The organism is Duganella sp. FT27W, from assembly GCF_009295655.1.
Taxonomy (GTDB): Bacteria; Pseudomonadota; Gammaproteobacteria; order Burkholderiales; family Burkholderiaceae_D; genus Rugamonas; species Rugamonas zoogloeoides.
In genome coordinates this window covers 731,830-756,497 of the sequence record NZ_WHIV01000002.1, presented here as the reverse complement: position 1 = coordinate 756,497, position 24,668 = coordinate 731,830, and the positions used below count along the sequence as shown (strand labels likewise).

Here is a 24,668-nt window from a genome sequence, read left to right as displayed (position 1 = left end):
ACTTTAAATTTCATTGATGGCCTAAAGTTCAGATTTCGCACCCGCTTAATCGACCGTTGAAGACCAATCTTTAGGGCGAAAAATAATTTATTTCTCTGCGATTTAAGCAAAAAAAAAGCCCGACAGGCGCCGGGCTGGATGGATTTTGTGGCAACCGCGCCAAGTTTTTAGCCTAGTCGGCCATCACCACCCGGTTTTTGCCGGTCTGCTTGGCCGTATACATGGCCTTGTCGGCGCGTTTGACCAGCTCGGTCTGTTCTTCGTTGGGGCGGCGTAGCGCCACGCCGGCCGAGAACGTGATCAGCACCTTTTCGTTATCGTGCAGGAAGAAGTGCTTGGTCAGCTCGCGTTGCAGGCGGGTCATGGTCGATGCTGCCGCCTCGATGGTGGTCTCGGGCATCAGGATCAGGAATTCTTCGCCGCCGAAGCGGGCAATCACGTCCATCGAACGCAAGGTTTCCTTGACGATTTTCACCAGATGCTTGAGGGCGGCGTCGCCGGCGATGTGGCCGTAGGTGTCGTTGAGCTTTTTGAAGTCGTCGAGGTCGAGCACGGACACGCACAGCGGCGTGCCACGGCGGTCGGAGCGCGCGGTTTCGCGGTCGAACACGTCGTCGAGGCCGCGCCGGTTGAGCGAGCCGGTCAGTTGATCTTCACGCACCAGCTCGCTCAAGTGCTGGAGCTTGGCTTCGAGCGCGTGGATGCGGCTTTCCGCGTCCTGCACTTCCTGGCGCGCCAGCACCATCTTGTCGCGGGCCTTGAGCGCCTCGGCCTGCACCAGCCGGGTTTCCTTGAGCACTTCGTCGAGAATGCTGTTGAGCTCGGAAATATTGTCAGCCTTGCTGATCTTGTCCGAATAGCCACCGATCTTCTCGTGGAAGTCGCCGGTGGAGGCGGCCACCGCGCCCAGGCGGTCGATAAACGTCATCATCATGTTCTTGACGGTGAGCTTGACGTCCGACAGGCTGTGCTTGAGCTGGCCCTGCTTGTAAATGACTTCCTTCAGGCTGCGCGTGGCGTCCTCGAGCGCACGGACGTCAAGCGGGCCCGAGATCAGGTGTTGCACCGCTTCGATCTGGCCTTGCAGCCAGCTGTCGTCTTCGAGCAGCTCGCTGACGTTTTCCAGCAGCAGCTTGAACAGGCGCAGCAGCAACTCCTGCTGCTCGGCGCTGTCGGCGCCACGCACTTCGATCTGGAAGCACAGTTGCTTGAGGCGCTGGCCGATCTCGGTCAGCGCTTCCTCGCTGTGGGCGTCACGGGTGGCGGTGCCCAGTGATTCGGCCTCGGCTGCCAGGGCCGGCGCACCGGCCAGCAAGGACGCTACCGCGAAGGTAAGGGTACGGCTGAGCAGTTCGCGCAGGGCGCGGCTTTGCTCGTCCTCGGCGCCGGTGGCTGCAGCCATGCCGGCTGTCTCGATGCCAGGCTTTCTGGCGATAAAATGTTTTTCCACCAGTTGCGACAACATGCGCGCATAGCCGTCCCAGTCGCGCGATTTGACGGCGCGGTTGAAGCGGCGGCCGAAATCGGCCAGGTCGCCGGTGCCGTCGGCCAGGCGCGTGGCAAACTGGTTCAGGACCGATTCCGGGCCGGGGTCGATGCTGACGACGGGCGCGGCGGCCACTGCTGGTTCGCTGATGCCGGCGATTTCGTTGTAAATCTCGCGGTAGGCCTCGGGCGTGGGGGAAATCCGGCGCAGCGCCAGGCGTTTGAACGCCTCGCGTGCGATCTCGGCCGGATTCTGCTCGGGGACGGTGGGTTTGCTGGACATGAACGAGCGACCTCTATGGGTTTACTTGGTTGTAGCATGATAGGCCCATGCCGGATGCATCATTGCGCGGAGCAGGCGCGGAAAAACGTCTTTCATTTCTGCATCAAGGATGTCCTATCCGACAACGATAATGGGACTAATCGTTGTCATTTTACCCCTGTCGGGCCCGTTCGTCGTCTTCACCTAGTCGATCAGCTGGTTTTTGATGGCGTAGTGTGTCAATTCGGCGCTGTTCTTGAGCTTCATTTTGACCAGCAGGCGGGCCCGGTATTCGCTGACCGTCTTGACCGACAACGACAATTCCTTGGCAATCACGCCCACCGTCTTGCCGGAGGCAATCATGGTCAGGGTCTGGTATTCGCGGTCGGACAGGGAATCGTGCGGCGGCGCCTCGTGGTCTTCGCCCACGTGGTTGGCCAGCTCCTGCGCCAGCGCCGGGCTGATGTATTTCTGGCCGCCAGCCACCTGGCGGATGGCATTGACCAGCTCGCGCGGCGCGCTCTGCTTGGTGAGATAGCCGGACGCGCCCGCCTTGAGCGAGCGGATCGCATATTGATCTTCGCGGTGCATCGACAACATCAGGACGGCCAGGTCCGGCTTTTCCTTCTTGATCTGCTTGAGCACGTCGATACCGCTGCGGTCGGGCATGGAAATGTCGAGCAGCATGACCTGGCATTCTGACTTGCGGAACAGCTTGACGGCTTCCAGGCCGTTCTCGGCCTCGCCGGCCACGATGATGTCGCGCGTCTCGGCCAGGATTTGTTTCAAGCCTTCGCGCACGATGGCATGGTCGTCGGCAATGAAGACCTTGATGATGGCTTTTTCGCTCATGGTGGTTTTCTCTACTTTTTCTGCAAGCGCTCTGTGGCGCATTATGTGACACGGTTGCTTAGCCAGCCGGCTATCCGCCTATTGTAGCCCCGGACCCGGTTCCGGACCCGGTCCCGGCTCCTGTCCCGTGCTTTCGTGGCGAATCTTGATCGCCACCACCGTGCCGCCCCCCGGCGCGTGGCTCAGCGTCAGGGTGCCGCCCAGCGCGCGGGTGCGTTCCACCATGCCGCGCAGGCCGAAGGACGCCGGCTTGGCGCGGTCGGCCTGGCGGATGCCGCGGCCGTCGTCGGTAATCTTCAGGCTGACGTAATGGCGCAGCCGCGCCAGCTTCACGCTGACCCGGCTCGCTTCGGCGTGTTTGGCGATATTGGTCAGCGCTTCCTGGGCGATGCGGAACAGCGCCGTGGACTGGTCTTCGTCGAGGCCCATGTCGCGCTGGTTGTAGCTGAACGTGGTGTCGATGCCGGCCTGCTTGTCGAACTCGCGCACCTGCCACTCGAGCGCGGCCACCAGGCCCAGGTCGAGCAGGGCGGGGCGCAGGTCGAGCGAAATGCGGTGTACGGCGTCGATGGTGCGGTCCACCAGCGAATCGAGGTAGTCGGTGCGCTCGCGCAGCGCCGGGTCAATGCCGTCCAGGCGCGTGGCCAGCATGGCCAGCGCCATCTTGATGGCGGTCAGGTTGCCGCCCAGCTCGTCGTGGATTTCACGGGCGATGCGGGTGCGCTCCTGTTCCTTGACGCGGTCGGTGTGCGCGCTCAGCTCGGCCAGCCGTGCGCGCGACCGCCGCACCTCCTGCTGCTCCTGCTTGCTTTCGGTGATATTGGTCATCATGCCGTCCCAGCGCATGGCGCCGCCGTGCAGCGCGTGCGGCGTGGCGCGCAGGTTGATCCACTTGACGTCCTTCCAGGCATCGACCCAGATCCGGCCCTCCCAGTTCCAGCTCCACAGCGCATTGGCCGAAGCCTGCATGGAATCCTGGTACGCGTCGCGGTCCTCGGGCAGGATCAGTTCGAGGAAGCGGCCGGGCGCGGCGTGCAGCGCGGCCGGCGTGAGGCCCAGCAGCGCCTGGCAGCCATCGCTCAGGTACGGGAACGACACCGCGCCGTCGGCCTGGCGCTCGAACTGGTACACCAGGCCGGGGGTGTTGGAAACGATGGCGTCGAAACGCGCGCGCATCTGCGCCAGTTCGGTGGCAAGGTCGGGCGGGGCAGGGAGGCTACTCATGGCAATGGTCGGTGGATTCGGTGATATCGTTGATCTGGCATGGTGGTTGGCATGGCAATCAGGTGCGCCAGCGGGCCCGAAAGCGCTTGAGCAGGCGGCGAAAGCGCCCGGTCCAGCTGCGCGGACCGCTGCTGGCGCGCTGGCGCCAGCGCCGCACGCGGCCGGCCAGCGCCTGCACCTGACGCCAGGCGGCCGTGCCCTGCAAGCGCGCGATCCAGCGCGCCTTGAGCGCCAGGAACCAGCCCAGCAGGCGGGCAAACCAGACAATGGTGAGCAATACCGGCCGGGTGAGCAGGTACAGCCGCGCCACGGCCGCCGCCCCCACCACCTTGGCCAGCACGATCACGGTCAGGCCCAGCAGCGCATGGCCGTTGGCCAGCGCCCACAGCGCCAGCAGCTTGACCGGAAATAGCAGCGCGGCCGGCAATACCATCAGCACCAGCGCGGCGTACGGTCCCAGCCGGCAAATCCACTGTTCCAGGCGGGCCAGCGGCGGCCACGCCGTGAGGCGGCGCATCAGCGCCGCGCCCAGGTCCCACAGCCAGTCTTCCAGCAGCAATAACAGCGCCGCCAGGTAGACCAGCGGCGCGAACAGCCAGCGGTGCAAGCGTCGGAAATGTTTCATCGGGCCTCGTGTGGTTCTTCTGGCTGCATGATACGTGAAACAAAACGTTTGCGGAAAAGCAGCGCTGTACAATAGGCGTCATGAACAAAGCCTTTGTAAAAGAATCCGACGGGGACGACGACGAGGACGCCGCCGCGCTGGCGCTGGCCATCCCGGCCGGCTCCAAGAACTACATCCGCCCCGAGGGCTACCAGCGCATCAAGGACGAATTGCTCCAGTTGATCGACGTTGACCGGCCGGAAGTGGTGCGTATCGTCCACTGGGCCGCGTCGAATGGCGACCGTTCCGAGAACGGCGATTACATCTACGGGAAAAAACGCCTGCGCGAAATCGACCGCCGCATCCGTTTCCTCACCAAGCGCATGGACTCGGCCGCGATTGTCGATCCCAGCGTGCACCACGGCAGCGACCAGATCTTTTTTGGCGCCACCGTCACCTATTGCGACCAGCATGGGGCCGAGCGCACCATCACCATCGTCGGCATCGACGAACTCGATCCTTTGAATGGCAAGATCAGCTGGGTGGCGCCGGTGGCGCGGGCATTGACCAAGGCGCGCGAAGGCGACCTGATCACCTTCCAGGCGCCGCACGGCGTCGATGAGCTGGAAATTCTGGCAGTCAGTTACCCGGCGCCGGCGCCGCAGTAGGGCGCCGGGGCGGTTCAGCTGCGTTCGCGCAGGATGCGGTTGACGCCGGTCACGCGACGCACATTGCGCAGCAGGCCGGCCAGGTGCACGCGGTCCTTGACCTGGATGGTAAAGCGCAACTGGTGCAGCACGTTGTCCTTGTCCTCGTCCATGCCCACGTAGGTGATGTTGGCGTCGGATTCGCCGATCTCGGCCGCCACGCGCGCCAGGATGCCCTTTTCGTTGTTGATCAGCAGCTTGATGCGACAGTCGAAACGGCGGTTCATCTCGGTGCCCCACTTGACCGCGATCCAGCGGTCCGGCTCCTTGGCCTTCTGGCGCTTGGCGATCGTGCAGTCGGTGGTGTGCACCAGCAAGCCCTGGTCGCGGCGCAGCTGGCCGATGATGGAGTCGCCCGGGATTGGCAGGCAACACGGCGCCAGTTGCACCGAGACGCCTTCGCTGCCGCAAATCGTCACCGGGTCGAGCTCGGTCGCGCTGTTGTGGTCGATCGGCGCGCTGGCCGATTCGCCGCCGCGCAAGCCGAAGATATGGCGCGCCACCAGCGCCGCCATGCGCTTGCCGATGCCGATGTCGGCATACAGTTCGTCGAGCGACTTGGCGCTCGATTCGTTGAGCAGGCGCTCTGTCAGGTGTTCTTCGAGCAGCGCCGACATGCCCAGGGACGTGAGCGCCTGCGCCAGCAACTGCTCGCCCAACGTGATCGATTCGGGCAGGTTGATGGTGCGCAGGTGGTGGCGGATCGCCGAACGGGCCTTGCCGGTACGGACGAACGACAGCCAGCTCGGGCTCGGCCGCGAATTCGCGTCGGTGACGATCTCGACGATGTCGCCGTTGCGCAGCTCGGTGCGCAAGGAAACCGGTTCGTGGTTGATCATCGCCGACACCGTATGGTCGCCGATGCCGGTGTGGATCGAGTACGCAAAATCGATCGGCGTGGCGCCGCGCGGCAAAGCGATGATCTTCGATTTGGGCGTAAACACGTACACCGAATCAGGGAACAGATCGACCTTGACGTGCTCGAGAAACTCGGCCGAGTCGCCGGTCTGCTGCTGGATGTCGAGCAGCGACTGCAGCCACGCATGGGTGCGCTGCTGCATGTCGGACAGGTTGGAATCGGCATTTTTGTACAGCCAGTGCGCGGCCACGCCGGACTCGGCGGTGCGATGCATTTCCTGGGTGCGGATCTGGAACTCGACCGGCGTGCCGTACGGGCCGATCAGCGTGGTGTGCAGCGACTGGTAGCCGTTGAGCTTGCGGATCGCAATATAGTCCTTGAATTTGCCCGGCATCGGCTTGTACAGCGAGTGCAGGGTGCCCAGCGCCACGTAGCAGTTGGGGAAGGTATCGACCACCACGCGGAAGCCATACACGTCGAGCACCTGCGAGAACGACAGGTGCTTGTTGCGCATTTTTTTGTAGATGCCGAACAGGGTTTTTTCGCGGCCATACACTTCCGCTTCGATCCCGGCCATGCCCAGCGTGTTCTTCACCGATTCGAGAATCTTGGTGACCACTTCGCGGCGGTTGCCGCGCGCCGCCTTGACGGCCTTGGCCAGCGTGCGGTAGCGCAGCGGATACAGGTGCGAGAACGACAGGTCCTGCAGTTCGCGGTAGATATTGTTCAGGCCCAGGCGGTGCGCGATGGGCACGTACACTTCCATCGTTTCGCGCGAGATGCGGGCCTTCTTGTTGGGCGCCATGACTTCCATGGTGCGCATATTGTGCAGCCGATCGGCCAGCTTGATCAGGATGACGCGCACATCGGACGCCATCGCCAGCAGCATCTTGCGGAAGTTTTCCGCCTGCGCTTCGATCTGGCTCTGGAATTCGATTTTATCGAGCTTGGACAAGCCATCGACCAGGTTGGCCACCGGCGCGCCGAAGCGCTCGATCAGCTCGTCCTTCTTGACGTCCTGGTCTTCCATCACATCGTGCAGCAGCGCGGCCATGATCGCCTGCGCATCGAGCTTCCAGTCGGCGCAAATCTCGGCCACCGCGATCGGGTGCGAGATGTACGGTTCGCCCGATTTCCGGACCTGGCCCAGGTGCATTTCGTCCGAGAAGCGATAGGCTTCCTTGACCTTTTTCAGGTCGGCGGCCGTCATGTAGTCGGACAGTTTTTCGGTCAGGTGCGTGACCGAGGCAACGCCGGCGGTCAGGGTAGGCGTGGCCAGGGGCGACGAGGAAATCACGGGGGGAGCTGGTGGTGGCAAGGATGCTGCGATGGTGGAGGCGGTGCTATCCCCTGCATGTGCACCCGAAAGGGTGCCCGACGTGGCACCAGCCGGCGTGGCAGCCGGCTGTTTGGCCCGGGAGGGCGTGGCGTTCAGTGTCGGGTCGGCAGGGATCAGATTCATACGTGTGCGTTCCGTCGTGTTGAGGTTGCATTCTCCACCTTCGGGAACGCGGGTCCACCTTACATGGGGACCTTTTTCAACATTTCGATACCGACTTTGCCGGCGGCGATTTCACGCAGGGCGACAACGGTAGGCTTGTCCTTGGCTTCCACTTTCGGGGTGTGGCCTTGCAGCAGCTGGCGCGCGCGGTAGGTGGCGGCCAGGGTCAGCTGGAAACGGTTAGGGATGTTCTTGAGACAATCTTCAATAGTAATGCGTGCCATGATATAGCTCCTAAAATCTTTTATTCAGCGTGGATACCCAATTGGGCAAATAGCGAGGCGTTGCGTGCCGCTTGTTGCGCAAACCGGCAACGGGCCGCTCTGACAATCGCGGTAAGCTCGGACAACGCGATTGCGAATTCTTCGTTGATGATAGCATACTCGAACTCGGGAGCGTGGGCGATTTCACCCCCTGCGGCAAGCAGCCGGCGGGTGATCACATGCGGCTCGTCGGTGGCGCGTTTTTTCAGTCTGTCTTCGAGCGCGGCGATCGATGGCGGCAGGATGAAAATGCCGGTCGCCTGCGGGAATTGCTTGCGCACCTGGCGCGCACCCTGCCAGTCGATTTCCAGCAAAATATCGGTGCCTTTTTTCATCTCCTGCTCGACCATGATGCGCGACGTGCCGTAGTAATTGCCGTGCACTTCGGCCCATTCCAGGAACTCGCCGGCCTCGGCGCGCGCGACGAAATCTTCGGCGGTGGTGAACCAGTATTGCTCGCCGTGGGTTTCACCGGGACGCGGCTGGCGCGTGGTGGTGGAAATCGACAGCTTGATCGCCGGCTCCTGTGCCAGCAGGGCATTGACCAGCGTGGACTTGCCGGCACCGGACGGCGCGGCCACCACAAATAAACTGCCGGCGAAAGCGTGGGATAGACTCATGTTTATCTCTCAAACGTAAAAGGCGCCGAAGAGGACGCCCAAAGACGTATTTTACCAAGCGCAACGAGCGCACTCCAATTTACAAAAGACAGATCAAATGTTGGGCCGCTGCCGGCGCCCGTTCCTTGGCGCCGTTGATGAAATAGATGAACACGTCGCGCGTCTTTTTGCTCTCTTTCGCTGCACCGACGTGCGGTAGCGTGACGGGAACGGCGCCTTGCTGCCATTGGCTTGCCGCGTCGGCCCATTTTTTCAGGGCTGGCTTGGTGTAGCCCGTGACGCGTTCGCTTTGGGCATTGAGCAGCCGTGCATAAACAAAGTCGCCGGTGAGGTCGGCGTACGATGGAAAATCGGGTGCATCGGCAAACACCGTGGCGACCTTGTACTTGCGCGCCAGCTTCAGGTAGTCGTCGCACATGAAGCTGTCGTGGCGCGTGTCGAGTACGTGGCGCAGCTTGCGCGTGCCCAGTTTTGCCGGCAGCAATTTGAAAAAGGCTTCGAGGTCGTCGGGATCGAACTGCTTGGTGGGGGCGAGCTGCCACAGCAGGGGACCGAGCTTGTCGCCCAGTTCGGCCAGGCCGCTATTGATGAAGCGCTCGACCGATTCGCCGGCCTCGGCCAGCACGCGGCGGTTGCTGGCATAGCGGCTGGCCTTGACGGAGAAGACGAAGTCGTCCGGCGTTTGCGCGTGCCACGACGCAAAGTGTTCGGGCTTGGCGGTGCGGTAATAAGTGCCGTTGATTTCGATGGTGGTGACCTGGCGGCTCGCATATGCGAGCGCCTTCTTTTGCGGCACGTCCGGCGGATAAAACGTCTCGCGCCAGGGCGCGTAATCCCATCCGCCGATGCCCACCCGAATTGACGTCGCCATGCTCCGCTCCCGATTTGAGCTGCCGTAGTTGAGTTCAAATGATAGCGGGATTTTTAAAGCCGGGCTCTTTTCCTTTGGCAAACGAACCCAATACTAACGGGACGTTTTACTTACCGGGAAATTTATGAAAGACCTCATCGTCGTCGCCACGCTGACCGCCAAGCCGGGCCACGAAGCCACCCTCAAAGCCGCGCTGGAAAAAATCGTCCCGCCCAGCCGCGCCGAAGCCGGCTGCTCGCGCTACGAGCTGCACGCAGATATCGAACACGCGGGACGGTTTGTGATGATCGAGACGTGGCGCGATCAGCGGGCGCTGACCGAGCATGAAGCGACGCCGCACTTCCAGGCGCTGTTGCAGGAAGTGGGCGGCAAGGTGGACGTGCAGGTATTAAAACTGGACAAGCTGCTGTAAAGCGTCTTACTCGAGGTTTTGCACCTGCTCGCGCATCTGCTCGATCAGCAGCTTCAATTCCATCGACGCATCGGCCAGTTCCTTGACCGACGCCTTGGCGCCCAGGGTGTTGGCTTCGCGGTTCAGCTCCTGCATCATGAAGTCCAGGCGCTTGCCGACCTGGCCGCCTTTTTTCAGGATGTGGCGGGTTTCGCCCAGGTGCGCCGACAAGCGGCCCAGTTCTTCGGCGACGTCGATGCGGATGCCGTACAAGATCACCTCCTGGCGGATGCGCTCCAATGCATCCTGGCGCGACAGCGACGAGTTCGAGCCCTGGCAGGCCAGGCCCAGCGCGTCCTGCATGCGCTCGACCGCCTTTTGCTGGAATGCCGCCACCACTTGCGGAATCAACGGGGTAATGCGCTTGACGATCGCTTCCATCGCCTCGATGCGGGAAATGAGCATCGTTTCAAGCGCCGCGCCTTCGCGCTGGCGGCTCAGCACGAACGCCTGCACGGTGCGCACGGTCAACGCCGCGACGTCGGCCTGCAGCGATTCCTGGCCAATTTGCGCTTCTTCGATCACGCCGGGCCAGCGCAACAGCTCGGCCACCGACATCGCCTGGGCGCCGGGGAAGTGCGCGCCCACTTCGGCCTGCAAGCGTTGCAGCTCGGTGAGCAGCGGCATGTTCAGCGCCTGGGCGCCGGTGGTGGCTGCCTTGCGGCCAAAGCTCAGGCGCAGCTCCACCTTGCCACGTGTGATGGCAGCCATGATCGCCGAGCGCAGATCGGGTTCAAGCGCGCGTAAATCGTCGTTAATTCGAAACTGAAGGTCGAGAAACCGGGAGTTAACACTCTTGATCTCGATGGTCAGTGTTCCTGCCGCACTCTCACTGGTGGCGACCGCGTAGCCCGTCATGCTGGAAATGCTCAATGGATATCCCCGATTAATCTTTTACAAAACAGTGATTTATCCACACATCCGGTTATCAAGGTAATAAGTCTGGTGGCTGCGCTCCACACTGCCATTGCCGGATGGTCTGGAAATTGCTGGATATTGCATTGTAAAGAAAATTGCGGCTGGTGGGTTCAGTATTGTTTACCTGAAGTACGAGGCCCTGGCGCGGTTGTGCAAGCGCAGCTTGTGGTCTATGCTGCCGGACCATCAAACTGCCAGGAATTACACCATGACTTCAGACTTCCGCCCGAGCGGCCGCGCCGTCGATGCACTGCGCACCCTGCGCCTGACCCGCGATTACACCAAGCACGCCGAAGGTTCGGTGCTGATCGAATGCGGCGACACCAAGGTCATCTGTACCGCAAGTATCGAAGACAAGGTGCCGGGATTCCTGAAAGGCAAGGGCCAAGGCTGGATGACGGCCGAATACGGCATGCTGCCGCGCTCCACCCACACCCGCATGGACCGCGAAGCGGCGCGCGGCAAGCAGTCGGGTCGCACCCAGGAAATCCAGCGCCTGATCGGCCGTTCGCTGCGCGCCGCGTTCGACCTCAACGCCTTCGGCGAACGCACGCTGCATCTCGATTGCGACGTGATCCAGGCCGACGGCGGTACCCGCACCGCGTCGATCACCGGCGCCATGGTGGCGGCGTACGACGCGTTTTCCAAGCTGGTTGCGCGCGGCGCGGTGCCGGCCATCCCGCTGAAAAACTTTGTTGCCGCCATTTCGGTGGGCGTGTACCAGGGCACGCCGGTGCTGGACCTCGACTACATCGAGGATTCCAACTGCGACACCGACATGAACGTGGTCATGAACGACGCCGGCCATTTCATCGAAGTGCAGGGCACGGCCGAAGGCGCGGCGTTCGACCGCGACGGCATGAACCGCCTGCTGGACCTGGCCCAGGGTGGCATCGCCGACCTGATCGTGCTGCAAAAGCAGGCGCTCGGCCTGGCCTGAGCTTCCAACCCGGCAAACGGTTTACAATGGCGGCTTCCCAGATTTTGAAGCCGCCATCGCCATGACCCAACGCCTGATCCTCGCCTCCAACAACGCCGGCAAACTCAAGGAATTCAACCAGTTGCTCGCCACCGTGGGCTACTCGGTCCACGCCCAGGGCGAGTACGACGTGCCGGAAGCGGACGAACCGTTCCACACCTTCGTGGAAAACGCCCTGCAAAAAGCCCGTCACGCCGCCCGCATCACGGGCCTGCCGGCGCTGGCCGACGACTCGGGCGTGTGCATCAACGCCTTTGGCGGCGCACCCGGCGTATATTCGGCGCGCTTTGCCGGCGAACCGAAGTCCGACGCCCGCAACAACGAAAAAATGGTGGCCGACCTGGCCCAACACACCGACCGCTCGGCGTATTACTACTGCGTGCTGGTGTTCGTGCGCCATGCCGACGACCCGCAGCCGATCATTGCCGACGGCCGCTGGAATGGCGAAATGCTTGACGCCCCGCGCGGCAGCGGCGGCTTCGGCTACGACCCGTATTTCTACATCCCGGCACTGGGCAAGTGCGCCGCCGAGCTGACGTCCGACGAAAAGAACGCCCTGTCGCACCGCGGCCAGGCCCTGCGCGCGCTGGTAGAGAAGCTGAAATGATACCGATCAAGATCGTCGGTGCTACCAGCAAGGTTACCGGTACAGCCAGTACAGCTACCGGTACAGTTGCCGGGGGCGCCGACCTCGGTGACGCCGCCGGCGTCGCCCTCAAGTACCTGAAAAGCGGTGCGCTCAACCTGACCGCGCTGCCGCCGCTGTCGCTCTACATCCACTTCCCGTGGTGCGTGCGCAAGTGCCCGTATTGCGATTTCAACTCGCACGAAGCAAAGGAGGGCGGCGCCTTCCCCGAGCAGGAATACCTGGACGCGCTGCGCCTTGACCTGGAAATGGCGCTGCCGCTGATCTGGGGTCGCAAGATTTATACGATCTTTATTGGCGGCGGCACACCAAGCCTGATGTCGGCCGCTGGCCTGGACCGGCTGCTGTCGGACGTGCGCACGCTGCTGCCGCTCGATGCCGATACCGAGATCACCATGGAAGCCAACCCGGGCACGTTCGAGGCGGAGAAATTCCGCTCGTACCGCGCCAGCGGCATCAACCGCCTGTCGATCGGCATCCAGAGTTTCAATGACCGCCACCTGAAGGCACTGGGCCGCATCCACGACGACGGCGAAGCCAGGCGCGCGGTGGAAATTGCGCTCGACAACTTCGACAACTTCAACCTCGACCTGATGTACGCGCTGCCGTCGCAGACGCTGGCCGAGGCGCGCCAGGATATCGAAACCGCGCTGGCGTTCAAGCCGCCGCACCTGTCGCTCTACCATTTGACGATGGAGCCGAACACGCTGTTCGCCAAGTACCCGCCGGCGCTGCCCGACGACGACGCCAGCGCCGACATGCAGGACATGATCGCCGAACTGACGGCCGCCAACGGTTACCAGCACTACGAAGTGTCGGCATACGCGAAAGAGGGCAAGCGCGCGCGCCACAACCTCAATTACTGGGAGTTCGGCGACTACCTCGGCATCGGCGCCGGCGCGCACTCAAAGCTGTCGTTCCCGCACCGGGTGCTGCGCCAGGCCAGGTACAAGCAGCCGCGCGCGTACATGGACCAGGCCAAACTCGGCGCGCCGGTACAGGAAGAGCACGAGATCGCGCGCGAGGACATGGGCTTCGAGTTCATGCTCAACACGCTGCGTCTGCGCGGCGGCTTCGATCCCAACCTGTTTGCCGAGCGCACCGGCATGAGCATGAATGCGATTGAAAAAACGCTGAACGCAGCCGAAGCCAAGGGCCTGATCTACCGCGATTACAAGGTGATCCGGCCGACCGAGCTGGGGCTGCGGTTCCTCAATGATTTGCAGGAGATGTTCCTGGGGGCGTAAATGTCCGAAGGCCAGAATACTTCCTGAACCGTAGCTCCAGGCGGCCGGCCGCGATGGCTACCGCCGGATCTTCGCCTGCGCGGGGATGACGGAGCTGCGGAAGCGTCTTAAAACTCTTCCCAGTCCTTGTCGCCACCGACCGTCGCCGGCTTGCGTGGCACCGAGGTCAGGGCTGGCTTGGTTGCCGGCTTCAATGCTGGCGCTGGACGGCGTGCCGCCACCGGTTTTACAGCCGCCAGCTTGCGCGCTGCAGCAGTAGCCCCCACCGGCGTCGCCACCGCGCCTGCCTCCAGCCGGAACGACGACGCCACTTCCGCCAGCCGCTCGGCCTGGTCCTGCATGCTGGCTGCCGCTGCCGCCGCTTCTTCCACCAGCGCCGCGTTCTGCTGCGTCACCTGGTCCATTTGCGTGATCGCGGTATTTACCTGGTCGATACCGATGCTTTGCTCGCTGCTGGCCGAGGTGATTTCACCCATGATATCGGTCACGCGGCGCACGCTGGCCACCACGTCGTCCATGGTGGCGCCGGCTTCCTTCACCAGCTTCGAGCCGATATCGACCTGGTCCACCGAATTGCCGATCAACTCCTTGATTTCCTTGGCCGCACCGGCCGACCGCTGTGCCAGGTTGCGCACTTCGGACGCCACGACCGCAAAACCACGTCCCTGTTCGCCGGCGCGCGCCGCTTCCACTGCCGCGTTCAGCGCCAGGATATTGGTCTGGAAGGCGATGCCGTCGATGACGGAGATGATGTCGTAGATCTTGCGCGACGAGTCGTTGATGGTACCCATGGTGTCGACCACCTGGCCGACGATGGCGCCGCCTTTTTCCGCCACTTCCGACGCGGTCCTGGCCAACTGGTTGGCCTGGCGCGCATTGTCGGCATTCTGGCGCACGGTGGAGGTCAGCTCTTCCATCGACGACGCGGTTTCTTCGAGCGAACTGGCCTGCTCCTCGGTGCGCTGCGACAGGTCCATATTGCCGGCGGCGATTTCATGCGAGGCGCTGGCGATCGTCCGGGTGCCGGTCTGCACCTGGCTGACCACGTTGACCAGCGAATCGTTCATGCCCTTCAGTGCCGTCATCAGTGCGCCGATTTCGGAGCGCTGGACTTGGGTGTCGAAGCGGGTGGTGAGGTCGCCGTCGGCCACCTTGGCGGCAATATCGACGGCCGACTTCAAGGGCACCGTGATCGAGCGTGAAATGATCCAGGCCGCCAGCGAGCCGATGGTCACCATCAGCACCGTGAGCACGAGCAGCAACTGGTTGGCGCGGTCGTTGGCGGCATCGATGGCGTGGGCGGTATCGTCGATGGCCTTGCGCTGGTGCGCCAGCAGTCCCTCGACCGCCACCGAGTAGGCCTTGGCCGCCGGCGTGAATTCGCCGGTGAAGATTTTTTCGGCGGCGGCGTCGTCACCGGCCTTGCGGGCGTTGCCCACGGCGGTTTTCAGGTTCTGGTAGTTGGTGCGCAGGACCACGATCTTGTCGAACATGACGCGCTCCTCGTCGCTGGCGACGAGCTCCTTGACCTTGCCCATCAACTCGGCGCCGCGCTTGCTGCTGGCGGCAATCACGTCGGCAAAGACCGTAGGCAGTGAGGCGTCCTTGCTGCGCGCAATCAGCTCGGTACGGGCGATGGCCGAGTACATCAGCACATACCAGTCGGACACCAGGCGTTCCTTGGCCAGCGGTTTTTCCATCATCTCGCGGGTGGCGGTGGCCTGGCTGCGGGCGTTCATCAGCCCCACCGTGGTGGCGACCAGGGCCAGCAATAAAACGATGCCGAAGGCGGCGGCCAGGCGCGTGCCGATGCGCGTGTGCGAAAGAAAATTCATGGTGGGGTCTCCATTTTTATGATGCCGGCTAGCACGCTTCAAGTATGCGCCCGGGGCCGGAGGAGGTCATCAACATCGGTGGAAGGTGTTGCTTTTTGGCAGCAATGTAAAGTACCTAAAAAGACAATGTTGCCTTCAGGTCCGGTTGTTCGCACCAGCGCGCGAATGCTTCGGCCATCCGCTCGCTTTCGCCAATGGCGTGCAGCCAGTGGCGGATGCGGGTGTCGTGGTGCTGGCCGTAGGCGGTGAAATCCTTGCGGTCGGGCAGCTTGCCGTTGGGCAGGGTGGCAACGAATGCGGCCGACGGCGACACCAGGATCATATTGTCCATCGCTGCGTCGTTGGCGCGCCGCCACGGCATGGATTTGTCGAGCCAGCCCGGCACGATGTGGTCGCTGAAATGCGGGTACAGCACCAGGTCAGGGTCGCGCTGGTAGGGCAGGTGCAGGTGGTAGTCGATCAGCCCGCCGTCCCAGTGCGGACCGGGCGGTGCACCGGCAATGTCGGTCACCGCTTCGAGCACCAGCGGGATCGAGCCCGACGCCTGCATGGCGTCGCGCAGGTTGTCGGTGGCCAGGTCCACGAAGTGGGCGGCAAAGGCGTCGAACGGCTGGCGCAGCCATTGGGCATCGTCTTGCGCGGGATGAAACACCACGCGCTCCATCGACGCCGCCAGCCGGCTGCGGGCGACCGCATTGCCGGCGGCCGCCATCAGAAAGCCGGCCATCTCGCGCCAGCGCACGCCATTGCTGCGCCCGAGCGCACCGGTGCCGCGCACGGTAAGAATGTTGACGTGGTGACGCGGGTGAGCGATCACTTCGGCGCCGCGCCCGTCGAGCAGTTCGTCGAGCAGGTTGCGAATGTTTTCGCTGATATACGCGGCGGTTACCTTGGCCGGATAGCGCTGGTGCGCATACAGATGCGCCAGGCGCCGGTGCGCGGCGACCGGATCGTCGAAGGCCGAAGCGGCCATGCGCCAGGCGCCGATCGAGGCCCCGACCAGCGTGCGCGGCCGCGGCGCATCCTTGAGAAAACTGCCGAACAGCCACAGGTCGAGGCCATTGAGGATCAGCCCCTTGGGGCCGCCGGCAGCGGCGGGCACGATTGCCACATCGCTGGCCCGCAAGCCCTCGGCGGCAATGCGCTCACGCGCGCGCCGGCCCAACCGAATGGTGATCGGCGAGGCCAAGCTTTAGCGCATGCCGGAGATGATTTGCTTGAGCTTGCCGGTGTCGGCGCAGAAGGCGCGGATGCCTTCGGACAGCTTTTCAGTGGCCATCTGGTCTTCGTTGAGCTGGAAGCGGAATTTCTTTTCGTCCAGGCTGATCTTGACGGCGCCGGCCGATGGCGCGTTTTCCGGGCTCAGCTTGCGCTCGATCTTGCCGTCGGTGTCGGCCAGCTTTTGCAGCAGGTCGGGGCTGATGGTGAGCAGGTCGCAGCCGGCCAGTTCCAGGATCTGGCCGGTATTGCGGAAGCTCGCGCCCATCACTTCGGTGCTGTAGCCGAACTTGCGGTAGTAGTTGTAGATGCGCTTGACCGATTGCACGCCCGGGTCTTCCGACGGGGTGTACTCGATGCCGGTCGATTTCTTGTACCAGTCGTAAATGCGGCCCACGAACGGCGAAATCAGTTGTGCACCCGCTTCGGCGCAGGCAATCGCCTGGCCCAGCGAGAACAACAAGGTCATATTGCAGTGGATGCCTTCTTTTTCCAGCACCTGGGCGGCGCGGATGCCTTCCCAGGTGGCGGCCATCTTGATCAGCACGCGCTCGCGCTCGATGCCGGCCGCTTCGTACAGCTTGATCAGTTCGCGGCCCTTGGCGATCGAACCTTCGGTGTCGAACGACAGGCCAGCGTCGATTTCGGTGGAGACGCGGCCCGGGATCACGCGCAGGATCTGCTTGCCGAACGCCACCAGCAGGTGGTCGATCGTGTCCGAGGTCGAGCGGTCGAGGTTGTCGCGCACGGCTTTTTCCAGCAGCGGCTTGTACTCGTCCTTTTGCACGGCCTTCAGGATCAGCGAGGGATTGGTGGTGGCGTCGCGTGGCGTGTAGGCCTGGATCGACTGGAAATCACCGGTGTCGGCGACCACGGTGGTGAATTGCTTGAGTTGTTCGAGTTGGTTCATGGCGCTGCCCGAGTGAGTGATTGCCTTATTGTACTCAAGCGTGGACAAAGCGGAAAGATAACACCGTACAACACCGCTTATTTATGCACGGGGCTGGGCCTGGTCGCGCGCGGCAATCAGGCGGACGATCTCGGCCACCAGCGCCTCGAACGGCACCGGCTTGCGGAAGAAAGTGTCGTAGGGCAGCACTTCGTCGCGACGCAGCAGGCCGGCGCTGCACAGGATGAACGGCACCTGGCGCAAGTCGGGATCGCTGCGCCACAGCAGGCACAACTGGGCGCCGTCCATCACCGGCATCATGTAGTCGGACACCACGATATCGGGCCGCTCGCTGGCGGCAACCGCCAGCGCTTCCTCGCCATTGCCGGCCGTGCGCACGCGGTAGCCGCGGTACTCGAACAGCATGGTATAGGCCGACAGGACGTCGAACTCGTCGTCCACTACCAGGATCAGCTTGCCATCCGGGTGTGCGTCGGGATATGCGGGGAAGTCGCTCATGTCATCTCTTCATAGCGCCGGCGTAAGGTGGACCGGGCCAGAGACAGCTTCTTCGATGCTCATGCCCTGGTCGGAAATGAGCAGGATGTGGTTGGCGGAGTCGTAGCCGTTTTCGCGCAGTTTGAGCACGCCGATCTGGCGGCGGTTGATGCCGTTCACATCCACATAGCGCATCAGGATGATGTTCTCGAACAGCATCGACGCGGCAATTTCGCCATCGCCCGGGGCCTGGCCGAAGTACGCCAGTTCCTGGGTAAAGAACGTGGTGACGTTGCGGCAGCGCAGTTCGTTGACCAGCGCCGCCAGGAACGAGCGCGAGCGCCCGGGGTGCATGACGATTTCGCGCAGGCCGTCGATGCCATCGACCAGCAGGCGCGACACCTGGCGTGCCCCGACATTGTGCAGCACGCTGTGGGCCAGGCTGTCGACCAGGATTTCCAGCGGCGGATTCCAGATCACCTGCAGGGCGCCGCTGTCGTAGTAGGTGCGGAAGTCGAGGCCGACATTGCGTGCCTTTTCCAGCAGAGCCTCGGGCGACTCGTAAAAGCCGACGATCAGGCAAGGCTCGCCGCGCTTGAGTCCATCGTAAATGAAATGCATGCCCATCAGGGTCTTGCCCACGCCCGGGTTCCCCAGCAGCGCGGTGGTCGAACCTTTGGCTACGCCGCCATGCGTAAGGCGGTCCCAGCCTTCGATGCCAAAGCCGAGCCGCTGGCGCGACACGACCGGGGTGGCGCCGGTAACCGTGCTTACCGCCTCCAGGCGCGGATAGATGGCAACGCCATCGGCGCCCACCTCGAACACGTGACGCCCCAGCAGGTGCTTGCTGCCGCGCAGCTTGAAGACCTTGATTTCGCGGATCAGGTTGAGGCCGTGTTCGAACTGGCTCAGTTCGATCAAGCCATCGACCAGGGTGTTTTCCGAGTCTGCCACATTGCCTTCGGTGGGCGAGAGCAAAAATGTGGTGCAGCGCATGGTGGACACCAGCGAGTTCAGCGACAGCATGAATTCGGACAGCGCCACGTCGGACGGCTTGGCGTCGCGCACGGTGCGAAAACCGTCGATGATCATGATGTCCGGTTGCTGCGCGGCCAGCGTGGTGGCGATCGATTTGAGCAACTGGCGCAAGCCGCCCTTGAGCAGGTCGGGATAGGCGCCGATGAAGACGATGCGGTCGCCCACCAGTTGCTCGTCGAAGAACGAAAAGCTGCTCAGGTGATTGAGCATCTTGCCGTGGGTTTCGGCAATCAGCGTGAGGATCAGGACTTTCTTGCCCTGGTGCGCGTGGTGGTAGCCGATCTGGCACGCCAGCGTGGTCTTGCCGCTGCCGGCCAGGCCTTGCAGCAGGTACAGGCTGTGCGAGGGAAAGCCGCCACCTAAAATCTGGTCGAGCCCCGGCACGCCGGTTTGCAAGAGCGGAATGCGGGCCGATAAGATGTTATCGGAAGAAGAATTGGCGGCAGAAAAGGTAGTCATGTCCACTCTCACGGGCACTACATGCCACGTATGAAATTCTCCAGATGCAATATTGCACCTGGAGAATTAGTCACACTGTAGCATAAGGGAAGTATAGGAGTACTGGGGCGGTGGCCATGTGCGACAACACACCGACGCACAGGACCGGTGCAGATTTGTCAAATTATGACATCAACCGATGAAGGAGTCGAATTGCAAGTCGAACTCTTGCAAAGCCTTCTGAGCGTTCTGCATCTTTTTGCGGAAATCGGGACCCCGTTGCAGGGCCAGTCCGACAGCGAGGACATCGATCACCACCAGGTAGGCCAGCCGGGCCGAAATGGGCGTATAGGGATCGATATTGAAGATCAGGTCGATGGGAATCAGCACCGTGGCCAGGTCGGCCAGCGGCGTGCCCGACGGCGCCAGCGCAATCACGTCGGCGCCGCCACGGCGCGCCAGCTTGACCGAGCGCACCAGCGACGGGCTGTTGCCGCGCTGCGAAATGGCCACCACGGCATCGCCGGTGCGCAGCAGGGCGGCGGCAATGCTGTGGATGTGCGGATCGGCGTACGCGACCGTGGGCACGCCCGAACGGAAAAACTTGTGCTGGGCGTCGGCCGCGACGATGCCGGACGTGCCCTGGCCGTAGAACTCGATCTTGTTGGCTTTCGACAGGATGTCGAGCGCCTTCTGGATGGCGTCGGGGTCGAGATTGTTGCGCAGGTCGAGCAGGGTGTTGATCGAGCGGCTGCAAATCTTGTTGACCAGGTCGGCCGCGAGATCGTCCTGGGTCGGTTGTTCGTTCAGGCCAGGCAGGGCCAGCGCCAGGCCCTGCGCCAGTTTCAGCTTGAACTCGTGCCAGCCGTCGTAACCGAGCGTGCGGCAAAACCGTACCACCGTGGGTTCCGACACTTGCGCGCTCTTGGCCAGCGCCGTGATGTTCTGGCTGACGGTCTGGCCGGGATGGTCGAGCACGGCCAGCGCGACTTTGCGCTCCGACTTGGAGAGCGAGTCGAGCTGGGTGCGGATCGAGTCGAGCAGCATGGCGTTATGGGTCCTAGTCTTCCGGCAGCGCTTCTTCGCGCCACTGCAAGCCTTCGCGGCTGATCAGTGCCGACGAGGCGGCCGGGCCCCAGGTACCGGCCGAGTACGGCACCGGATAGCTGTCGTCCGATTCCCAGTGGTCGAGGATCGGCTCGACCCATTCCCACGCCGCTTCCAGTTCGTCACCGCGCATGAACAGGGTCAGCTGGCCGCGCAGCACGTCGAGCAGCAGGCGCTCGTACGCTTCCATGCGTGGCGATTTGAACTGTTCGCGGAAGTCCAGTTCCAGCTCGGCTTGCTTCAAGCGCATGCCGTCGCCCGGGGTCTTGGCCATCAGGTTCATGCGCAGGCCTTCGTCCGGCTGCAGGCGGATCACCAGCGAGTTGGGCTGGAAGCTGTTGGTGGGCTGGGCAAAGATCGAGTGCGGAATCTGCTTGAAGCGCACGACGATCTCGGCCAGGCTGTCGGCCATGCGCTTGCCGGTACGCAGGTAGAACGGCACGCCGGCCCAGCGCCAGGTGTCGATCTCGGCCTTCATGGCCACGAAGGTTTCGGTGCGCGAATGTTCGGGTGCGTCCGGTTCGTCGCGGTAGCTTGGCACGGCCTTGCCATCGACGTGACCGGCGCGGTACTGGCCGCGCACGATGTTTTGCGCCAGCGTGCTCGGGGTGAATTTTTTAAGCGAACGCAGCACTTGCAACTTGGCGTCGCGTACGGCGTCCGGTGCGATCGAGGTGGGTGGTTCCATGGCCACAATGCATAGCAGTTGCAGCAAGTGGTTTTGCAGCATGTCGCGCAGCGCGCCCGACGTGTCGTAGTAACCCATGCGGTTGCCCACGCCCAGTTTCTCGGCGATGGTGATTTGTACGTCGGAAATCCACTCGCGGCGCCACAGCGGTTCGAACAGGATGTTGCCGAAGCGCAGGGCCAGCAGATTCTGCACGGTCTCCTTGCCCAGGTAGTGGTCGATCCGGTAAATCTGCGATTCTTCGAAGACCTTGCCCACTTCGGCATTGATCTGCTTGGCCGAGGCCAGATCGCGGCCCAGCGGCTTTTCCAGCACCACGCGCGAGTTGGCGGTGACCAGGCCGTTTTCCTTGAGACTCTCGCAAATGCGGGCGAAGATGGCCGGCGGCGTGGCCAGGTAGTACACGCGGGTAATCGCGCTATCCTGGCGCAGCGCTTCGACCAGCGGCGCATAGGTGGTGGCGTCGGTGGCGTTGAGCGACACGTACACGATGCGGGCGGTGAAGCGCGCCCACGCGGCCGGCGCAACGGCAGGCGACTTGATCAGCGGCTTCGACGTGGTCTCGACCGTGTGCAGGAACTCTTCCTGGCTGGCGTCCGCGCGGCCTACGCAAATGATGCGGGCGGTAGGGGGCAGGTCGTTGGCCACGTCGCGCGCGTACATCGCGGGCAGCAATTTGCGCATCGACAGGTCGCCGCTGCCGCCGAACAGAACCAGGTCAAAATCGGTAAGTGCCATAGTGAGATCTGAGGTAAAAGAGCTTGATGGTGGATATGTAAATTTACTACGCTGAAATGCGAAAAGCAAGAAACTTTACTACATTACTGTCGGTATGCCGGTTCCACCCGGCCGGCCACATCCACTTGCACGGCCAGCAGTTTGCCGCTGAACGGGTATTGTGCCAGTTCTTCGGCCGGTCGTGCGCCGGCGCTGGTGACATACAGCGTGCGCAGGTTCGGGCCACCGAAGGCCACCATGGTGGGGCAGCGCACCGGCAAGGCGATTTCGGCCAGTACTTCGCCGCTGGGTGAGAGCTTGACGATGCGCGCGCCTTCGAACAGGGCGCTCCAGTAATTGCCTTCGCTATCGACCGCGCCGCCGTCCGGGCGGCCGCCGTAATTACTGGTCTTGTCGGCTGAAAATTGCCGGAATACCTGCTCATTGCCGACCGCACCGGTCGCCACGTCGTAGTCGAAACGGCGCAGCAGGTGGGCGCTGGTGTCGGCGTGGTACATGGTTTTCTGGTCGGGGCTGAAGGCCAGGCCGTTGGAATTGGTCATGCCGCCGGCCCACGCGCGGCGCAGTTGTCCTTGCTCCAGCACGTACATCTCGGCAGCGGGTTTATCGCGTGGTTCGTAAATGGTGCCGATCCAGTAGCGGCCGGCGCCATCGACCTTGCCGTCGTTGAAACGGGTGATGGCCGTATCGTAGGGAGCAGGAGCAATCAGCGTGGTGCGCACAGCCTCGCTGGCGGTATCGAGGTGCTGCACGCCGTTGCGGGTGGCAACGATCAGGCCGCCCTGGTCGGCAAGCGCCAGGCTGGCCGGTTCGCTCTCGAGCAGCCATGCGTGGTGGGCGCCGCTGGCAGGATCGAGCCGGTGCACGGTGCGAGCCGGGATATCGACCCAGTACAGCACCTGCTCGTCGGCATGCCACAGCGGCGATTCGCCGGTTTGCATGACGGCGTCGCAGGCGACCTGGATGATCGGGGTGGTGTCCATATGCGTATCCTTGGTTACAGGTGCTGCGCCGCCTTGGCCATGATGATCAGGCCATTGGTCGAGCTGTCGTGGCGTTCCGGCTTGATCTCGCCTTGCAGCTCGGCCTGGATATTCTTGGCCAGGACCTTGCCCAGTTCCACGCCCCACTGGTCGAAACTGTTCACGTCCCAGATCACGCCCTGCACGAAGGTTTTATGTTCGTACAGCGCGATCAGCGCGCCCAGTGTCAGCGGCGTCAACTGATCCATCAGGATGGTGTTCGACGGCCGGTTGCCGGGGAAGGTTTTATGCGGCACCAGTTCGTCGATTTCGGTGGCGGAGAGTTTTTGCGCGGTCAGGTCGGCGCGCACTTCGTCGCCGGTCTTGCCGGTCATGAACGCTTCGGACTGGGCAAAGCAGTTGGCCAGCAGGGCGTCGTGGTGGCCCGGCAGGTCGTGCGTGGCGCGCAGTGCGGCGATGAAGTCGATCGGCGTGATGTCGGTACCCTGGTGCAGCAGCTGGAAGTACGCGTGCTGGGCGTTGGTGCCGCATTCGCCCCACACGACCGGGCAGGTGGCGGTATCGACCGCCGCGCCGCCACGGGTGACGCGCTTGCCGTTGCTTTCCATGTCCAGCTGTTGCAGGTAGGCGGGGAAACGGTTCAGGTCCTGGTGGTACGGTGCGATCGACAGCGAGCCGGCGTCGAGGAACTCGCGGTTCCAGAAACCGACCAGGGCCAGCAGTACCGGCATATTCTGTTCCAGCGGCGCCTCGCGGAAATGCTCGTCGATGGCGTGGGCGCCAGCGAGGAAGTCGCTGAAGTAGCCGAAGCCGACGGCCAACGCCACCGACAGGCCAATTGCCGACCACACCGAGTAACGCCCGCCCACCCAGTCCCAGAACGGGAACATATTGGCCGGGTCGATGCCGAACGCCTGCACCGACTCGAGGTTGGTGGAGACGGCCACGAAGTGGCGCGCCAGGTCGGCCTCGGTGGCGCTTTGCAGGAACCAGGTGCGCGCGGTGTTCGCGTTGAGCATGGTTTCAGCCGTGGTGAAGGTTTTCGACGCAACGATGAACAACGTGGTTTCCGGGTTGACCAGGGCCAATGCGGCGTCCATGTCGTGGCCATCGACGTTGGAGACGAAATGCATCTTCAAACGTGGGTGAGCGAACGAGCGCAGCGCCAGCACGGCCATTTTCGGGCCCAGATCCGAGCCGCCGATGCCGATGTTGACGATGTCGGTGATTGGCTTGCCGCTGTAGCCGAGCCAGGCGCCGCTGCGCACCTTGTCGGTGAAGTCGCGCACCTGGTCCAGTACGGCGTGCACATCGGGCACCACGTCGCGGCCATCGACCACCAGGCTTTTGCCGCGCGGCAAACGCAGGGCGGTATGCAGTACGGCACGATGTTCGGTAAGATTGATCTTGTCACCACGCAGCATGGCGTCGCGCTGCGTCTCCACGCCGCGTTCACGGGCCAGGTCCACCAGCAGGGCGATGGTGTCGGCGTCCAGGCGGTTCTTCGAGTAGTCGAGGAACAGGCCGGCGGCATCGACCGTCAATTGCGGGAAGCGCTGGTCATTGTCGGCAAACAGTTGGCGCATCTGCCACTGGCGGGCGTCAACGGCGTGGGCTGCGAGGGCTTGGTAGCTGGCGGTCGAGGTAAGGGCAGGTTGGCGCATAGTGTTGGGCGTCGAATGGAAGTAAGAATAAGATGGTTGAATAATACAGGAAAAAGCGGTAAATTCACTACGGTTCTGTTGAA

23 protein-coding genes are annotated in these 24,668 nt (G+C 62.9%); 5 read left to right on the top strand and 18 right to left on the bottom strand.

Going from position 1 to position 24,668, the window contains the following annotated elements; all coding sequences use genetic code 11:
• Window positions 1-172 precede the first annotated feature (172 nt).
• From F8197_RS09535 to F8197_RS09520, 4 genes are all read right to left on the bottom strand, one after another.
• Window positions 173-1,768, bottom strand: a complete 1,596-nt coding sequence (locus tag F8197_RS09535) for a GGDEF domain-containing protein (protein ID WP_152881655.1) — start codon at window positions 1,766-1,768, stop codon at window positions 173-175.
• A 183-nt stretch (window positions 1,769-1,951) separates the two neighbouring features.
• Window positions 1,952-2,599 (bottom strand): response regulator transcription factor, encoded by a 648-nt coding sequence (locus tag F8197_RS09530; protein WP_056140665.1) that lies wholly within the window; start codon window positions 2,597-2,599, stop codon window positions 1,952-1,954.
• A gap of 78 nt (window positions 2,600-2,677) precedes the next feature.
• Complete coding sequence (locus F8197_RS09525) at window positions 2,678-3,823, bottom strand: sensor histidine kinase (protein WP_152881654.1); 1,146 nt, start codon at window positions 3,821-3,823, stop codon at window positions 2,678-2,680.
• 58 nt (window positions 3,824-3,881) lie between these two features.
• Window positions 3,882-4,448, bottom strand: a complete 567-nt coding sequence (locus tag F8197_RS09520) for a hypothetical protein (protein ID WP_152881653.1) — start codon at window positions 4,446-4,448, stop codon at window positions 3,882-3,884.
• An 80-nt stretch (window positions 4,449-4,528) separates the two neighbouring features.
• Here F8197_RS09520 and greB point away from each other — a divergent pair, with 80 nt between their 5' ends.
• Window positions 4,529-5,095: a transcription elongation factor GreB gene (greB, locus tag F8197_RS09515; protein WP_152881652.1), complete on the top strand. Its 567-nt coding sequence runs from the start codon at window positions 4,529-4,531 to the stop codon at window positions 5,093-5,095.
• 14 nt (window positions 5,096-5,109) lie between these two features.
• On the opposite strand, the gene F8197_RS09510 is transcribed toward greB, so the two are convergent.
• The 4 genes from F8197_RS09510 to F8197_RS09495 all read right to left on the bottom strand — a co-directional run bounded on the left by F8197_RS09510 (window position 5,110) and on the right by F8197_RS09495 (window position 9,248).
• A complete protein-coding gene (locus F8197_RS09510) occupies window positions 5,110-7,455 on the bottom strand; it encodes a bifunctional (p)ppGpp synthetase/guanosine-3',5'-bis(diphosphate) 3'-pyrophosphohydrolase (protein ID WP_152881651.1) in 2,346 nt (781 codons plus the stop codon).
• A gap of 59 nt (window positions 7,456-7,514) precedes the next feature.
• Window positions 7,515-7,718: a DNA-directed RNA polymerase subunit omega gene (gene rpoZ / locus F8197_RS09505; RefSeq protein WP_019922806.1), complete on the bottom strand. Its 204-nt coding sequence runs from the start codon at window positions 7,716-7,718 to the stop codon at window positions 7,515-7,517.
• 20 nt (window positions 7,719-7,738) lie between these two features.
• A complete protein-coding gene (gene gmk, locus F8197_RS09500; RefSeq protein WP_056141914.1) occupies window positions 7,739-8,377 on the bottom strand; it encodes a guanylate kinase in 639 nt (212 codons plus the stop codon).
• 79 nt (window positions 8,378-8,456) lie between these two features.
• Entirely contained in the window at window positions 8,457-9,248 is a 792-nt protein-coding gene (locus F8197_RS09495) for a DUF72 domain-containing protein (RefSeq protein WP_152881650.1), read from the bottom strand.
• A gap of 124 nt (window positions 9,249-9,372) precedes the next feature.
• On the opposite strand from F8197_RS09495, the gene F8197_RS09490 reads away from it, so the two are divergent.
• Window positions 9,373-9,660: a putative quinol monooxygenase gene (locus F8197_RS09490; protein WP_056140645.1), complete on the top strand. Its 288-nt coding sequence runs from the start codon at window positions 9,373-9,375 to the stop codon at window positions 9,658-9,660.
• A gap of 6 nt (window positions 9,661-9,666) precedes the next feature.
• On the opposite strand, the gene F8197_RS09485 is transcribed toward F8197_RS09490, so the two are convergent.
• Window positions 9,667-10,557 carry a YicC/YloC family endoribonuclease gene (locus tag F8197_RS09485; RefSeq protein ID WP_152882024.1) on the bottom strand — a complete coding sequence of 297 codons (891 nt, stop codon included), beginning with the start codon at window positions 10,555-10,557 and terminating at the stop codon, window positions 9,667-9,669.
• 268 nt (window positions 10,558-10,825) lie between these two features.
• On the opposite strand from F8197_RS09485, the gene rph reads away from it, so the two are divergent.
• The 3 genes from rph to hemW all read left to right on the top strand — a co-directional run bounded on the left by rph (window position 10,826) and on the right by hemW (window position 13,489).
• Complete coding sequence (rph, locus tag F8197_RS09480; protein WP_152881649.1) at window positions 10,826-11,557, top strand: ribonuclease PH; 732 nt, start codon at window positions 10,826-10,828, stop codon at window positions 11,555-11,557.
• A gap of 61 nt (window positions 11,558-11,618) precedes the next feature.
• Window positions 11,619-12,203, top strand: a complete 585-nt coding sequence (gene rdgB, locus F8197_RS09475) for an RdgB/HAM1 family non-canonical purine NTP pyrophosphatase (RefSeq protein ID WP_056140640.1) — start codon at window positions 11,619-11,621, stop codon at window positions 12,201-12,203.
• Entirely contained in the window at window positions 12,200-13,489 is a 1,290-nt protein-coding gene (gene hemW / locus F8197_RS09470) for a radical SAM family heme chaperone HemW (RefSeq protein ID WP_152881648.1), read from the top strand. The genes rdgB and hemW overlap by 4 nt, the downstream gene beginning before the upstream one ends.
• Window positions 13,490-13,596: 107 nt before the next feature.
• On the opposite strand, the gene F8197_RS09465 is transcribed toward hemW, so the two are convergent.
• The 9 genes from F8197_RS09465 to pgi all read right to left on the bottom strand — a co-directional run bounded on the left by F8197_RS09465 (window position 13,597) and on the right by pgi (window position 24,585).
• On the bottom strand, window positions 13,597-15,324 hold the full coding sequence (locus F8197_RS09465) for a methyl-accepting chemotaxis protein (RefSeq protein WP_152881647.1): 1,728 nt from the start codon (window positions 15,322-15,324) through the stop codon (window positions 13,597-13,599).
• A 115-nt stretch (window positions 15,325-15,439) separates the two neighbouring features.
• Complete coding sequence (locus F8197_RS09460; protein WP_193333382.1) at window positions 15,440-16,513, bottom strand: patatin-like phospholipase family protein; 1,074 nt, start codon at window positions 16,511-16,513, stop codon at window positions 15,440-15,442.
• 3 nt (window positions 16,514-16,516) lie between these two features.
• Window positions 16,517-17,452 (bottom strand): transaldolase, encoded by a 936-nt coding sequence (gene tal, locus F8197_RS09455; protein ID WP_056140631.1) that lies wholly within the window; start codon window positions 17,450-17,452, stop codon window positions 16,517-16,519.
• A gap of 81 nt (window positions 17,453-17,533) precedes the next feature.
• Entirely contained in the window at window positions 17,534-17,950 is a 417-nt protein-coding gene (locus F8197_RS09450) for a response regulator (protein WP_152881646.1), read from the bottom strand.
• Window positions 17,951-17,959: 9 nt separating this feature from the next.
• Window positions 17,960-19,426, bottom strand: a complete 1,467-nt coding sequence (locus F8197_RS09445) for an ATPase domain-containing protein (protein WP_152881645.1) — start codon at window positions 19,424-19,426, stop codon at window positions 17,960-17,962.
• A 171-nt stretch (window positions 19,427-19,597) separates the two neighbouring features.
• A complete protein-coding gene (locus F8197_RS09440) occupies window positions 19,598-20,452 on the bottom strand; it encodes an SIS domain-containing protein (RefSeq protein WP_019922793.1) in 855 nt (284 codons plus the stop codon).
• A 13-nt stretch (window positions 20,453-20,465) separates the two neighbouring features.
• Entirely contained in the window at window positions 20,466-21,938 is a 1,473-nt protein-coding gene (gene zwf / locus F8197_RS09435) for a glucose-6-phosphate dehydrogenase (protein ID WP_019922792.1), read from the bottom strand.
• An 83-nt stretch (window positions 21,939-22,021) separates the two neighbouring features.
• Window positions 22,022-22,921 carry an SMP-30/gluconolactonase/LRE family protein gene (locus F8197_RS09430; protein WP_152881644.1) on the bottom strand — a complete coding sequence of 300 codons (900 nt, stop codon included), beginning with the start codon at window positions 22,919-22,921 and terminating at the stop codon, window positions 22,022-22,024.
• Window positions 22,922-22,935: 14 nt separating this feature from the next.
• Window positions 22,936-24,585: a glucose-6-phosphate isomerase gene (pgi, locus tag F8197_RS09425; RefSeq protein WP_056140617.1), complete on the bottom strand. Its 1,650-nt coding sequence runs from the start codon at window positions 24,583-24,585 to the stop codon at window positions 22,936-22,938.
• Between the last annotated feature and the right edge of the window lie 83 nt (window positions 24,586-24,668).